This window comes from Gemmatimonadota bacterium (genome assembly GCA_016719105.1).
Classification (GTDB): domain Bacteria; phylum Gemmatimonadota; class Gemmatimonadetes; order Gemmatimonadales; family Gemmatimonadaceae; genus SCN-70-22.
On the sequence record JADKAQ010000001.1, the window covers coordinates 268,595 to 282,416 of the forward strand.

The window sequence follows — 13,822 nt, forward strand, 5'->3', positions numbered from 1 at the left end:
GCGCTGGGCGCGCGTCGCAGCCGTCAGCTGGCGGCGATCGCCGAGGCCAGGGCGTGCGCTACTTCGGGGCGACAGATGTCGCTGTGTCCGGTGATGATGGCGTTGGCGTCCAGGTTGTACACGCCGCCGGCGTTGAAGGCGTACTGCTGGCTCGTCGGGAGGAGTTCGTGCGGCGTCACTTCGGGCGTCTTTTGCGCGCCGTTGCGTCCGATCCCGCCGTACTTGTCGTTCTCGTCGCCCATCGCCGACGCCACTTGCCCACCGAGGCGTGAGGCGAGCGGGTAGGCCAGCCCCACCGCCTTGTCCTTCGCCGTGTAAGTGATGTAGATCGGCCCCGCGACCTTCTTGTCGGAGATCACCGACCGGAAAAGACCGTTGCTTGTGCCGTCGTACTTCTGCGCCATGCCGTAGTGCGAAAAGGCGGCCTGCATGAGGAAGAGCGACTGCACGCGATTGGCGGCCCCCTTGGGGAGGGCGTTGGCGCACGCGGTGACCACGCGCCCGCCGAACGAGTGCCCCGCCAGGTGCACCTTGAGCCCCGGGAACTCCCGCTGGATGCGCTGCACCACCGGGGCGAGCCCGTCGGCGCCCACCGTTCCGGCGCGCTCCTTCATGGTGTAGTAGGTCGTCATGTTGAGCGCGTTGCGCACGCCGCCCAGGATCGAGCCGAAGATGTTGGCCGCCTGGCCCGCGTTGGTTCCGGCGCCGCCACCGGCGCCGCCAATCGACGTCGCGCCCCCGCTCCCGCCCCCGATCTTCCCCTTGGGGAGGTCGAGGACCGGTGCCGCGAGGAGCTTGAGCACCTGGTCGCCCGGCTTCTTGGCGCCCGCGGCGGGGAGGGCATCGGCGCCGGACTTGCCGGTCGTCCAAAAGGTGCGCAGCAGGTCGACGAACTTGCGCTGCGCCGCCACGTCGGTCTCGATCTTGTCCAGCAGCTTCTCGGCGGCGGCGAACTTTGCCTTGGAGGCCTTGTCGGGGAACGCGCTGGCCAGGAGGGTGAGCTGCTTCTTCACACTCGCCTTGGTCACCGGGGCGCCGACGGAGCTGGCGTTGCCGGCGACCAGCTCCGAATCGGCGAAGCGCTTCGACGGCCAGAAGACGGCGATGACGCCGACCTTGTGCGTGTCGATGCCGGGGACGTGGCGAGCGTCGACCTCCTTGCGGAAGAAGTCGAGGTAGGCGCCATACCACTTGCGGGCATCTGCGATGTCGTTGTTCCAGCCGTGCGAGAGGACGAGGACGTCGGTGAGCCCTGGCGCGCGCAGCGTGTCGAGTGCGGCCTTGAGCTGCGCCGCCCCGAACTTCCCCTTGGCGTCGAACTCGAGCTCAGCGTACGGGAACCCGTTCTTGGTAGCCATCGTGATGCTCCGTTAGACCGATTGAATGGTTCGCATGAGGTCGACCAGTCCGCGTCCCTGGAAATAGCGATCGCGATTGAGGTCGGTGGCGTTGTCGAGGAAGAGCTTCTTCACGCGCTCGGGTTGCCCCTGGAACTCGCGTCGCACCGACAGGAAGGCGGCGATGGCGCCCGACACGTGCGGGGCGGCCATGCTCGTCCCGCTGTCCTCGATGTATTGCACCTGCTCGGCCTTGACCGCGGCGGGGGAGGACACGCTGCGGGGCTGGCCGAGCATCGCGTCCTTCTTCTGGCCGGCGGCGCAGGAGACGATCTTCTCGCCAGGCGCAAGCAGGTCCGGCTTGTTGCGCCCGTCGCCCGTGGGTCCCTTGGACGAGAAGAACGACGCGCCGTACAGGTGCGGCATTTCGCGGTGCGTGGAGCCCACCGTGATGGCGCCGTCGGCATTGCCGGGGTCGTTGATGGTGAGCGACAGCCCCGCCGCCTTCACGCCGGTGAACGACGTCTGCTGGAAGCCGTAGCCCGAGTTGCCCGCGGCGACCACGACGACGACTCCCGAGCGCACGAGCCGGTCGACTTCCACGCAGAGCGGGCTTTGTCCGCAGGCGAACCACTCGGGGTCGAAGTCGTAGCCGAGGGAGAGGTTGACCCCGTGGATCAGGAGGCGGCGCCCCTGCTGGTTGATCTCGTTGACCCGCTGCAGCGCCCGGATGATGGCCGTGGTGGTCCCGTTGCCTGACGAGTCGAGGACCTTCATGCTGACGATCTTGCACTCCGGGGCGACGCCGGCGATCTCGCGCACCTCCTTGATCTCGACCTTGCGCTCCTCGCTCTCCTCTTCGCGCACGCCGTGTGCGGAGTAGACCTTCAGCGGCCCGGCGTCCTTCGCCTTCTTGCGCGTGGTCGCCGGGGCAGGGGGCACGGGCGCGGTGGCCAGCATGCAGCCGGCGATGATCCCGGCCACGTGCGTGCCGTGGCCAAAGTCATCGACGAGTGGATCGCTGTCGTCCTCGTCGACGAAGGTGTCGTGCTTGATCGGCTCGCGAAGCTCCAGGTTCTTGTGCGTCTTGAAGTGCGGGTGCGCGCCGTCAACGCCCGAATCCATCACGGCCCACACGATGTCGCGACCGCGCGCGTTGAACGCGATGCGCGCGGCATCGGCCTTGACCGTCATCGTGCTCTTCGTCAGGCAAGCCGACACCTCGAAGTCGGGCCAGACGCGATAGATCCGACGCCGGCTCCACTCGTTGTCGGCCTGGTCGACGTCGCGGCGCACCACGCGAATGATCTCGTCTTCCGTGAGCTTCGCGGCGACGTACTGCAGCGGGGAGAGCCGGGTCAACCGCGCGCGATAGGCGTTCCGCTCGTCATCGGAGAAGTGCGGGCCGTCCTTCACGATGGCGACGATGTCGTCGATCACCTGTAGGCGCGCCTTCTCGCGCCCCTCGCGATAGTCCAGGTTGAGGTCGATCACCACGGCATGCCTGTGTGCCGCCGCCGTGGCGACGATCCCCTTGGTGCCGCCTCGCGGGGCGGCACCGGCCTGCTCCCGGAACTGCTCGACCAGCGGCAGCGCGATCACGGTGCGATCGAGCTTGGCGGGATCGAATGGCGACCGGCGCGCGGCACGCGTTGGCGCCGGCGGCGTTTCGGTCGACGCCACGGGCGGCGCTGCAGCTGGCGGCGCCGTCCGCCGCACCGTTCGCGTCACTGGGGACGCTTTCTGCTTTGCCACTGGCGGAGTGGTCACCCGCTTCTTCGCCCCCGCCTTCGCACTTGCCTTCGTCCCGGACTTCACGCCCGTCTTCGCGCGTGCGGTCGCGCTGGGCTTCGGGCGTGTGGACGCGCTCGCCTTCGCGCGTGTGGGGCGTGCGGTCGCGCGCTTCTTTCGTGCCGCCATGCTCGCATCTCCGGTTGCCGTCGCCCTGACTTACGATGACGCATCGGAGGGAGCAAGACTGTGGCGCGCGTGCAGCGATCTGCGTCGCCCATGCGTTGCTCAGGGCACCGACCACGACGCGCGGTGCGCGGCGCACTCGTCCGTGGCGGTGACGACTCGCGCAGCGTCCTCGACCATACGTCTCCCGCCCGAGCGATCGAACGCGCAGATTCGTGCGCAGCGGTCCCACCCTCCACTTCGGTTCTCCATGCGTCGCCTGTTCTCGCTCGTCGCGGCCACCGCGCTCGTCGCGCCGTGGGCCAATGCCCAGACCTATCCCACCAGCGATCCCGTCATCCGGAAGATCTGGGATGAGGGGACCAACCGATCGCAGGTCGCACGCCTCGCGCAGGTCTTGAGCGACTCGATCGGCCCGCGCCTCACCGGCTCCCCGGGGATGAAGAAGGGGAACGACTGGCTCGTCGCCACCTACGCCGGCTGGGGGATCGACGCGAAGAACGAGCAGTACGGCACGTGGAAGGGGTGGCGTCGCGGGACGACGCACATCGACCTCATCGAGCCTCGCGTGCGATCGCTGGAAGGGATGATGCTCGCCTGGAGCGCCGGCACGGCCAACAAGGATGTCACCGCCGACGTGGTCGTCCTTCCCGAGTTTGCCGATTCCACCGCCTTCGTGCAGTGGCTGCCGCAGGCCAAGGGGAAGTTCGTGCTCGTGTCGATGCTGCAGCCCACCTGTCGCCCCGATGACAACTGGGAGAAGTTCGCACTCCCCGAGACGTTCGATCGACTCAAGACGGCGCGCACCGCGGCGCAGACCGCGTGGCAGAAGCGCATCCAGGCCACCGGCTACGGCACCGGGCTCGGGACCGGGCTGCTCGGCGTGCGCCTCGAGCAGGCGGGCGTTGCCGGCGTCATCGCCAGCAACTGGTCGCGTGGCTGGGGGGTGCAGAAGGTCTTCGATTCCCGCACCGCCAAGGTCCCGTCGCTCGATCTCTCCTGCGAGGACTATGGCCTGCTCTATCGACTGGCCGACAACAAGCAGGGACCCAAGGTGCGCGTGCGCGCCGACGCCGAGTTTCTGGGCGAGGTTCCGGTCTTCAACACGATCGCCCGCATCCCCGGGACGCAGAAGCCTGACGAGTACGTGGTCCTGTCCGCGCACTTCGACTCGTGGGACGGCGGCTCGGGGACGACCGACAACGCCACCGGCACCGTGGTGATGGCCGAGGCGCTGCGCATCCTCAAGCAGGTGTATCCCAACCCCAAGCGGACGATCATCGTGGGGCACTGGGGCGGGGAGGAGCAGGGGCTCAACGGCTCGCGCGGCTACGCCAAGGATCACCCCGAGGTGGTGAAGGGGCTGCAGGCGCTCTTCAACCAGGACAACGGCACCGGGCGCATCGTCAACTTCTCGGCCTCGGGGTTCACCACCGCCAGCGGCAACCTGGCGCGCTGGATGACGAACGTCCCGGCCGAGATCGCGCGCAACATCACGTTGTCCTTCCCGGGGCACCGGCGGGGGGCGGCTCCGACAACGCGTCGTTTGTCTGCTACGGGGCGCCGGCCTTTGGCCTGGGGGCGCTCGACTGGTCGTACGGGCAGTACACCTGGCACACGCAGCGCGACACCTACGACAAGATGGTCGTGGAGGATGTGCGCTCGAACGCCACGCTGACGGCGATGCTCACGTACCTCGCCGCCGAGGACAACGAGACGCTGGCGCGTGACCGCCGTTCGTTCGATCGGGGGCCCGAGGCAACGGGCCGGGCGGGGGGCTTCCCCACGCCGAGCAACTGGCCGACGTGCACCGAGCCGCTGCGGTCGTCCACCGAATACCGGCGTTAGGCGACGCATGATCAACCTGTCCGAGATCGAGGCCGAGGCGTCCGCGTGCATGGAGCCGGCGGCGTGGGGCTACCTCACCGGCGGGGCCAACGACGAGGTCACGCTGCGCGAGAACCGCGCGGCGTGGGAGCGCCTGTCGATTCGCTACCGCACGATGGTCGACGTGTCCACGCGCGACCTGTCGACGACCGTGCTGGGCGATCGGATCGATTTTCCGGTGCTGGTGGCGCCGACGGCGATGCAGAAGCTCGCGCATCCCGAGGGCGAGGTGGCGATGGCGCGGGCCTGCGGGGCGTGCCAGACGGTGATGGTCGTGAGTACGACGGCGACCACGTCGCTCGAGGAGGTGCGTGCGGCGGCGAGCGCCGCATCCTGGTTCCAGCTCTACATCTATCAGGACCGTGGCGCCACGCGTGCGCTGCTCGAGCGCGCTCGCGATGCCGGCTATCGCGCCATCGTCATCACGGTCGATGCCCCGATGCTGGGGTGGCGCGAGCGCGACCTGCGCAATCGGTTCACGCTCCCCAAGCACCTGACCATCGCCAATGCGGTTGCGGCCGGGGCGGGGCACGATCGGCTCCCCGGCGCCGACGCCGAGGGGTCGGGACTCTCCAAGCACCTGCAGGCGCTGCACGACACGGCGCTCACTCCGCGCGATATCGAGTGGGCACACGAGATCACCGGGCTCCCCATCCTCGTGAAGGGAGTGGTGCGCGGGGACGACGCGGTGCGGGCCGTCAACCATGGGGCGGCTGGCGTGATCGTCTCCAATCACGGCGGGCGACAGCTCGACACGTCGATTTCGTCGGCGCGCGCCCTCCCCGAGGTGGTCGATGCCCTCGCCGGGCGAGGCGAGGTGTACGTTGACGGGGGGATCCGGCGCGGGACCGACGTGCTCAAGGCGCTGGCGTTAGGCGCCCGGGCCGTCCTGGTTGGGCGCCCGCCGCTCTGGGGGCTCGCGGCCGGGGGTGAGGCCGGGGTGGTGCGGGTCCTCCAGCACCTGCGGCACGAGTTCGACCTGGCCATGTCGCTCGCGGGATGCACCTCGGTGGCGGAACTCACCCGCGACCTGGTGGTAGACGACTAGCCGCGAGTCCGTTTCATTTCGGGGGGCATCCGTTCGGGGGTGCCCGTCGCCTTCCTCTCAGCACCTGCCGTCATGTCGCTCCGCCGTCGTACTCCGTTGCGTCACCTGCTGGCCGCCGCCGCGGCGGTTCTCGCCGTGACCGCCTGCAACAGCCTCGATTCCACCACCCCCGAGGTGATCCCGATCGAGCAACAGGTCTGGAACGCCTCGCTCCAAGTGACGGTCTCCCAGTTCACGCGCCTCACGTCGGGGGTCTACTTCCTCGACTCGCTAGCCGGGACGGGCGCGACGCTCAGCGGGACGCCGACGGTTGAGGTGCTGTATTCCGGCTACCTCCCCGACGGGACCAAGTTCGACGCGACGACGGGGACCGCCACCCGCTGCTTTTCCCTCAGCGGGTTGATCGGGGGGTGGCAGGTCGGGATGCAGGGGATGAAGGTCGGCGGGAAGCGTCGCCTTCTCATCCCGCCCGACTACGGCTACGGCGCCTCCGGCAACGGCGGCATCCCGGGGAACTCGAACCTCCTCTTCAACATCACCCTCGTCAGGACCGGCTGTACGGCGTGATGGCGGCGCCCGACGGCGAGACCCGCGAGCCCCAGCTCGATCACGCGCTCTGGCATCCGTCGCCGGAGCGCGTGTCGCGTACGGCCGTGCTGCGCTTCGCTCGCGAGGTGCAAGCGGCGGAGGGGATGGGGTTCGTCGTGGATGGCGCGCTGGACTATGACGCGCTGCACCGCTGGTCGGTCGAGCACCCCGAGCGATTCTGGCGCGCTGTCTGGCGGTTCGGTGGCGTGGTCGCCGACGACCGCCCGGAGGGCGAGGCGTGGGAAACGGTCCTGACGGGCGACAGTCGCATGGCGCCGCCCGATCCGGTGCTCGGTCCGCGCTGGTTCACGGGGGCGCGCCTCAACTTCGCCGAGCAGTTGCTGCGGCGCCGAGACGACGGCGAGGCGCTGGTGGCCTGGAACGAGGAGGGGCGGCAGGGGGCGATGACCTTCGCCGAGCTCGCTCGGCAGGTGCAACGTGCCGCCGGGGCGCTGCGGGCGCAGGGCGTCGGCCCGGGGGATCGCGTGGCCGCCTTTCTCCCCAACATCCCCGAGGCGGTCATCGCCATGCTCGCGGCGACCAGCCTTGGCGCCATCTGGTCGTCGTGCTCGCCCGACTTCGGGGTCAACGGGGTGCTCGACCGATTCGGGCAGATTGCGCCGCGGGTGCTGGTGGCCTGCGACGGCTACCGCTACGCCGGCAAGTCGATCGACACGCGGGCGCGCGTGGCCGATATCGCGGCGCAGATCCCGGCGATCGAGCGGGTGGTGGTCGTCCCCTACCTGCGCGAAGCCGAGCCGATGGAGGGTGTTCGCGACGCCTGCTCGTGGGAGGAGTGGCTTGCGGCTGGCGACGCGTGGCGCGCGAGTCCTGCGGCGGTCGGCGTGCCGGACTTCACGCGACTCCCGTTCGATCATCCGTTGTACATCATGTATTCGTCAGGCACCACCGGCCTCCCCAAGTGCATGGTGCACGGGGCTGGGGGGACGCTCCTGCAGCACCTCAAGGAGCACCTGCTGCACACCGACCTCGGGCCGCGCGACCGTGTCTTCTACTTCACCACCTGCGGGTGGATGATGTGGAACTGGCTGGTGAGCGTGCTGGCGGTGGGGGCGACGGTCGTGCTGTATGACGGCGCGCCGATGGCCACGGCTGCGCCGGAGACGGGAGACGGGAGACGGGAGACGCGAGTCGCGATGCGCGCTGGTGTCGACTCTCTCGTCTCATCTCGATCTCTCTTGTGGACCATGGCGGAGCGGGAGCGGCTGACCGTTTTCGGGACGTCGGCGAAGTTCCTCGCGCTCGCCGAGAAGGAGGGGCTGGCCCCCGGGCGCGATCACGACCTGTCGGCGCTGCGAACGATCCTCTCTACCGGGTCGCCGCTGGCGCCGCCGTCGTTCGACTATGTGTATCGCGACATCAAGGCGGACGTGCAGCTCAGCTCCATCTCGGGCGGGACCGACATCATCTCCTGCTTCGTGTTGGGCAACCCGGCGGGGCCGGTGTGGCGGGGCGAGTTGCAGGTGGCGGGGCTGGGGATGGCGGTCGAGATCTTTGGCGACGATGGTCGCCCCGTGACGTCGGGGCCCGGAGAGCTGGTCTGTACGCGCCCGTTCCCCAGCATGCCGGTCGCCTTCTGGAACGACCCCGACGGCGCCAAGTACCGCGCCGCCTACTTCGACACCTACCCCGGGATCTGGCGCCACGGCGACTGGATCGAGCGCACCGTGCACGGTGGCTACGTCATCACCGGGCGGAGCGACGCCACGCTCAACCCGGGCGGGGTGCGCATCGGGACGGCGGAGATCTATCGGCAGGTGGAGCAACTCCCCGAGATCGTGGAGAGCCTGGTGGTGGGGCAGGAGATCGGCTCGGCCAATGATCGTGACGTGCGCATCGTCCTGTTTGTCCGATTGCGCGAGGGCGTGGCCCTCGACGACGCATTGCGTCAGCGCATCGTGCGCCAGGTCCGCGCCAACACGTCGCCCCACCACGTGCCCAAGGTCATCGTCGCCGTCCCCGACATCCCGCGCACGATCAGCGGCAAGATCACCGAACTGGCGGTGCGCGACGTGATACACGGCCGCCCGGTGAAGAACACCGATGCGCTGGCCAACCCGGGCGCGCTCGAGCACTTTCGCGACCGGCCGGAGCTCGAGGTCTAGGACGGCGGGACGAACGGCGCGCGCGCTTCGTCGTTCGCGCGTCTGCGCGGCTCGAGGGGCGCGCGACCGCTATCGGCGCAGGAGGCGCGGATCGCTGCCGCGCGGGAGCTGGCGGTTGGCGATGCACTCGCGTACGCGCTGTGCCACGCGCTCGACCGCGGTGCGCAGCATCTTTTCGCGGTTGTGCGACACGCGCACGAAGATCACGCGCGCCAGCCCGTAGGCGCCGGCGACCACGGCGGCGAACGCCGGCCCGGCGATCAGGATCGCCCCCTTGGTCACCCCCATCGTGATCCCGAACGTCATCCCGCCGAGCCCGCCGCCCGCGCCACCGGTGATTCCGCCGAAGATCCCGCCCGACAACTGGCTCAGGTCCTCGAAGCCGCGAATGACCGTGCGCCCGCTCCGCGTCGACACCGACAGCTGCAATTTGCGCTGCGACGTCGGCGAGGCGTACGAGGTCCACGTGACGCTGCGCCCGATGTTGTTCACGTTGCCCACGTCGCCCACGCTCCGGCGGATCTCCTCGGCCACGTCCTCGAGGTCGAGGTCGTTCAGTTCACCATCGACGATGGCCTCGAACTCCAGCTTGGTGCGCGCGCCGGCCAGCGGGTTCACCTTCGTCTGCATCGACACCCCCTCGCGCACGATGTCCGGGGTGTCGGCGCTCCCCACGCCACGCTCCGCGAGGGCACGCTCCACGTACTTGTCGCCGATGCCGGCGTCGCGCGCCGCCATGCGCACCTCGTCCACCTTGTACCCGGACGTTTCGCTCACCGGTTCGCGATGCGACCCCCGCGACGCGAGCACCGGTGGCGGCGTGAGCTGGCCCGTCATCTCCTGCAGCAGCGCCGCGCGTTCCCAGATGGCGTGCGCCTCGGTGGGCGACACGACCACGTGCGACGCTGCCGGCGCGTCGAGCGGGATCTCGCGGGCCGCCGCCGCGAGCGCGGCGACGACCTCGCTGGCCTCGGCATAGCGCAACGCGCGGTCCTTGAGGAGCAGGCGATCGACGATCGCCGCGAGCGGCTCCGGGACGGTCGGTGCGATGCTGCGGATCGGTGGAGGCTGGCGCGTCACGTGCGCCACGAGCACCGCCGACGGCGTCTCACTCTCGAAGGGGAAGCGCCCCGTGAGCGCAAAGAAGGCCAGCACGCCGAGGGAGTACAGGTCGCTGCGGCCATCCACGTCGGCACCCGAAACCTGTTCGGGGCTCATGTAGAACACCGTGCCGAGCACGGTCCCCGTCTGCGTGAGCGACGCGGACTGCGCCAGGCGCGCGATCCCGAAGTCGGTGACCATCGCCCGCGACCCCGTGGCGTCGAGCAGGATGTTCTCGGCCTTCACGTCGCGATGCACGACGCCGCGCACATGCGCGTAGCCTAACGCCGAGGCGACCTCGATCAGCAGCGGGAGCAGTTCGGCCGGGGCGAAGGGACCCGCCCGGCGCACCCGCTGCGCGACCGATTCGCCGTCGACGTAGCCCATGACGAAGAAGACGAAGTCGCCCAGTTCGTCGGCGCGATGGATCGGGACGATGCTCGGGTGGGTGAGGGCGGCGGCCGTGCGCGCCTCACGCAGGAAACGCTCGCGGATGACCGGGTCGCTGGCCAGATGGTACGGGAGCGTCTTGATGGCCACCGGGCGGTCGAGCTTGAGGTCGCGCGCGAGATACACAATCCCCATCCCCCCGCGCCCGATCTCGCGCTCGAGGCGGTACTGCCCGTCGAGTGCGGTGGCAAAAGCGAGGGTGTCGGGGCGTGGAGCGGTCATGAGGTGGGGTGGCGGGTGGCGTGCCCCGGCATGCGAACGGGGCGGTCGCGACGACGACGATCGAGCGGTCGCGACGGCGACGATCGAAAGGTGACCGAGGGGTGCGTTGCATCGCGAGGGGCGCGACACGACTGGGCTCGGCGCGAACTGGCGCGCGGCACGACTGGCGCGCGGCACGGCGCGGTTCGATCATGGTCGTCATGGAAACGCCCACCGCCCCTCCGTCACCCCCGAACGATCAGCCGTCGGCGGCGATGGCGAACCCCGCCGCGCCCCTCTCCGTCTGGCACCGCCCCGTGAGATACCGGGCGCAATGCTGGGTGGCCTGGATTGGGCTCACGGCTTTCGGGGTACGCGGCGTGTTGGCGGTGCGCCATGGCGAGGCGCTCGACGTCGAGCGGGTGGTGGCGGTCGTGCTGAGCGTGGCGTGGGGGATCGACTTGCTTCGCGGGCGCAGCGCGGAGCGATAGTGCGAGCTCCGCTAAGTAGCCAATTGGCAAGGGGTTAGTCCGGTCTGACCACCGGGCGCTGTTGCGGTGCGTGCGTTAGCTTGGCGCCAGCGATTCGCGACATGTCCGCTCCGGGATTTCGCGCCCGGGGACATCCACACTCGTCCGGTACCGCGTCATGGCCACGATCAGCGCTCCGATCCCCGAGACCGCTCACGACACCTTTCCGATCAACGGCACCGACTACATCGAGTTCTATGTCGGGAACGCCAAGCAGGCCTCGCTCTACTACCGCGCCGCCTTCGGCTTCCAGATCGTGGCCTATCGCGGCCCCGAGACCGGCACGCGCGATCGCGCGAGCTACGTGCTGCAGCAGGGGAAGATCCGCTTCATCCTCACGACAGCGATCCGTCCCGACCTGAGTCCCGAAGCCGCGTTCATCGCCGAGCACGTGCACAAGCACGGGGACGGCGTGCGCGACCTGGCGATGTGGGTGGACGATGCGCGCGACGCCTTCACCAAGGCGGTGGAGCGTGGGGCGCAGGTGGTGCAGGAGCCGCGCGTCTTGCGCGACGACGACGGCGAGGTGGTGATCGCCGCCATCCGCACCTACGGCGAGACGATCCACTCGCTCGTGGAACGCCGCAACTATCGCGGGCTCTTCCTCCCCGGCTTTCGCCCGCTGCAGCCGCGCTACCAGGGCGAGCAGGTCGGGCTGCAATACGTGGATCACTGCGTCGGCAACGTCGAGTTGGGGAAGATGAACCACTGGGTCGGCTTCTACGCCGACGTGATGGGCTTCCGCAACCTCCTGACGTTCGACGACAAGGACATCTCGACCGAGTACTCGTCGCTGATGTCGAAGGTGATGGCCAACGGGAACGATCGCATCAAGTTCCCGATCAACGAGCCGGCGTCGGGGAAGAAGAAGTCGCAGATCGAGGAGTACCTCGAGTTCTATGTCGGCCCCGGCGTGCAGCACATGGCGCTGGCCACCGACGACATCGTGGCGACGGTGACGGCGCTCCGCGATCGCGGCGTCGAGTTCCTCTCCCTCCCCACGTCGTACTACGACGAACTGCAGGCCCGCGTGGGGAAGATCGACGAGCCGGTCGACGTGCTCGCGCAGCTGGGGATCCTCGTCGATCGCGACCCCGACGGCTATCTCCTGCAGATCTTCACCAAGCCCGTGCAGGACCGTCCGACGGTCTTCTACGAGATCATCCAGCGCAAGGGCGCGAAGAGCTTCGGCAAGGGGAACTTCAAGGCCCTCTTCGAATCGATCGAGCGGGAGCAGGCGCTGCGCGGGAACCTCTAGGGTGGGACGACGGAGAAGGGAGAGAGTGAAGCCGACCCCCCTGATTCCCCGGCTCACATCCATGCCGATCTACCACCAGTTAGGCAACATTCCTCGCAAGCGGCACATCGTCTTCCGGCGCCCCGACGGCGGGCTGTACGCCGAGGAACTGATGGGGCACGAGGGGTTCACGGGGACGTCGGCACTTCTGTATCACATCCATCCGCCGACGACGGTGAAGTCGGCGCGCAAGGTGGCGGACGTGCGCCTCGAGGCCGACGAGGAGACGTCGCTCCGGCACCGGCACTTCCTCACGGCGCGGGCCACGAAGGGAGGGAGCCCGACGCTCGACCGCATCCCGTTGCTGTTCAACAGCGACATCGCGATGTACTACGTCGAACCCGACGTCAACGACGCGCACTGCTATCGCAACTCGCAGGCGGACGAGGTGGTGTACGTCGTCGAAGGGACGGGGACGCTGGAGTCGGTGTTTGGCGACCTGCCGTACAAGGCGGGCGACTATGTCGTGCTGCATCGCAACATCACCTTCCGCTGGCGCCTCGACGCTGGCGTGCCGCAGAAGTTCCTGGTGATGGAAAGCCGAGGGCACGTGCGATTTCCGCGGCGCTACCTCAACGACGTCGGGCAGTTCATCGAGGGGGCCCCGTTCTGCGAGCGCGACATCCGCCGCCCGACGACGTTGCAGCCGCACGACGAGCGCGGCGACTTCCCGATCCTCGTGAAGCAGTACGACGCCCTCAACGAACTGGTCCTCGACCATCATCCGTTCGACGTCGTGGGGTGGGACGGCTACTTCTACCCGTGGGCCTTCAACATCCACGACTTCGAGCCGATCGTCGGGCGCATCCACCAGCCGCCCCCGGTGCACCAGACGTTCCAGGGCGATGGCTTCGTGATCTGCTCGTTCTGCCCCCGGCCGTACGACTTCGATCCCGAGGCGATCCCCGCCCCGTACAACCACTCGAACGTCGACTCCGACGAAGTGCTGTTCTATGCGTCGAGCGAGTTCATGAGCCGCAAGGGGATCGAGTACGGATCCATCACGCATCACCCGGATGGACTCCCGCACGGCCCGCACCCGGGACGGACCGAGGCGTCGATCGGCGCCAAGTACACCAATGAGCTGGCGGTGATGATGGACTCGTTCCGCCCGCTCAAGGTGGCCAAGGCGGCGATGGCCATCGAGGATCCGAAGTACCACCAGAGCTGGCTGGATCAGCAGCACTCGGCCTTCGCGCCGCCGACCTCGTAGCGACCAGGGGAGCCCCGAGAAGGGAAAGACGGGAAGACGAGAGGGGCCGCCCTCATGCGTCTTCCCGTCTTCGTTTGTCCCCACCGAGCGGGTGAGCGCCGACGCTGCGCGCCACCGGGGCGCGCTC

The 13,822-nt window shown here is 68.8% G+C and carries 9 protein-coding genes and 1 pseudogene; 7 read left to right on the forward strand and 3 right to left on the reverse strand.

What is annotated here, in order from left to right; genetic code table 11:
* Nucleotides 1-23 precede the first annotated feature (23 nt).
* Together IPN47_01140 and IPN47_01145 are read right to left on the reverse strand one after the other, a co-directional pair.
* A complete protein-coding gene (locus IPN47_01140) occupies nt 24-1,358 on the reverse strand; it encodes a hypothetical protein (protein MBK9406653.1) in 1,335 nt (444 codons plus the stop codon).
* A gap of 12 nt (nt 1,359-1,370) precedes the next feature.
* On the reverse strand, nt 1,371-3,257 hold the full coding sequence (locus IPN47_01145; GenBank protein ID MBK9406654.1) for a S8 family peptidase: 1,887 nt from the start codon (nt 3,255-3,257) through the stop codon (nt 1,371-1,373).
* A 247-nt stretch (nt 3,258-3,504) separates the two neighbouring features.
* Here IPN47_01145 and IPN47_01150 point away from each other — a divergent pair.
* The 4 genes and pseudogenes from IPN47_01150 (at nt 3,505) to IPN47_01165 (ending at nt 8,903) form a co-directional block, all read left to right on the forward strand.
* A pseudogene (locus IPN47_01150) lies at nt 3,505-5,102 on the forward strand (M20/M25/M40 family metallo-hydrolase).
* A 7-nt stretch (nt 5,103-5,109) separates the two neighbouring features.
* Nucleotides 5,110-6,189 (forward strand): alpha-hydroxy-acid oxidizing protein, encoded by a 1,080-nt coding sequence (locus IPN47_01155; GenBank protein MBK9406655.1) that lies wholly within the window; start codon nt 5,110-5,112, stop codon nt 6,187-6,189.
* Nucleotides 6,190-6,261: 72 nt separating this feature from the next.
* On the forward strand, nt 6,262-6,756 hold the full coding sequence (locus IPN47_01160) for an FKBP-type peptidyl-prolyl cis-trans isomerase (GenBank protein MBK9406656.1): 495 nt from the start codon (nt 6,262-6,264) through the stop codon (nt 6,754-6,756).
* Nucleotides 6,756-8,903, forward strand: coding sequence for an acetoacetate--CoA ligase (locus IPN47_01165; protein ID MBK9406657.1), 2,148 nt, complete (start codon nt 6,756-6,758; stop codon nt 8,901-8,903). Before IPN47_01160 ends, IPN47_01165 begins: the two co-directional genes overlap by 1 nt.
* A gap of 69 nt (nt 8,904-8,972) precedes the next feature.
* Here IPN47_01165 and IPN47_01170 read toward each other — a convergent pair whose 3' ends face one another.
* Nucleotides 8,973-10,676: a serine/threonine protein kinase gene (locus tag IPN47_01170; protein ID MBK9406658.1), complete on the reverse strand. Its 1,704-nt coding sequence runs from the start codon at nt 10,674-10,676 to the stop codon at nt 8,973-8,975.
* Between the two features lie 320 nt (nt 10,677-10,996).
* On the opposite strand from IPN47_01170, the gene IPN47_01175 reads away from it, so the two are divergent.
* The 3 genes from IPN47_01175 (at nt 10,997) to IPN47_01185 (ending at nt 13,695) form a co-directional block, all read left to right on the forward strand.
* A complete protein-coding gene (locus tag IPN47_01175; GenBank protein MBK9406659.1) occupies nt 10,997-11,146 on the forward strand; it encodes a hypothetical protein in 150 nt (49 codons plus the stop codon).
* A 157-nt stretch (nt 11,147-11,303) separates the two neighbouring features.
* Nucleotides 11,304-12,443, forward strand: coding sequence for a 4-hydroxyphenylpyruvate dioxygenase (gene hppD, locus IPN47_01180; GenBank protein ID MBK9406660.1), 1,140 nt, complete (start codon nt 11,304-11,306; stop codon nt 12,441-12,443).
* 61 nt (nt 12,444-12,504) lie between these two features.
* On the forward strand, nt 12,505-13,695 hold the full coding sequence (locus IPN47_01185; protein ID MBK9406661.1) for a homogentisate 1,2-dioxygenase: 1,191 nt from the start codon (nt 12,505-12,507) through the stop codon (nt 13,693-13,695).
* The last annotated feature ends 127 nt before the right edge of the window (nt 13,696-13,822 follow it).

What these genes read in the sequence shown, in the direction of transcription:
- IPN47_01170 (MBK9406658.1), bottom strand. Translation starts at nt 10,676, where the DNA reads ATGACCGCTCCACGCCCCGACACCCTCGCTTTTGCCACCGCACTCGAC.
- IPN47_01185 (MBK9406661.1), top strand. Translation starts at nt 12,505, where the DNA reads ATGCCGATCTACCACCAGTTAGGCAACATTCCTCGCAAGCGGCACATC.
- hppD (MBK9406660.1), top strand. Translation starts at nt 11,304, where the DNA reads ATGGCCACGATCAGCGCTCCGATCCCCGAGACCGCTCACGACACCTTT.
- IPN47_01155 (MBK9406655.1), top strand. Translation starts at nt 5,110, where the DNA reads ATGATCAACCTGTCCGAGATCGAGGCCGAGGCGTCCGCGTGCATGGAG.
- IPN47_01165 (MBK9406657.1), top strand. Translation starts at nt 6,756, where the DNA reads ATGGCGGCGCCCGACGGCGAGACCCGCGAGCCCCAGCTCGATCACGCG.
- IPN47_01140 (MBK9406653.1), bottom strand. Translation starts at nt 1,358, where the DNA reads ATGGCTACCAAGAACGGGTTCCCGTACGCTGAGCTCGAGTTCGACGCC.
- IPN47_01160 (MBK9406656.1), top strand. Translation starts at nt 6,262, where the DNA reads ATGTCGCTCCGCCGTCGTACTCCGTTGCGTCACCTGCTGGCCGCCGCC.
- IPN47_01145 (MBK9406654.1), bottom strand. Translation starts at nt 3,257, where the DNA reads ATGGCGGCACGAAAGAAGCGCGCGACCGCACGCCCCACACGCGCGAAG.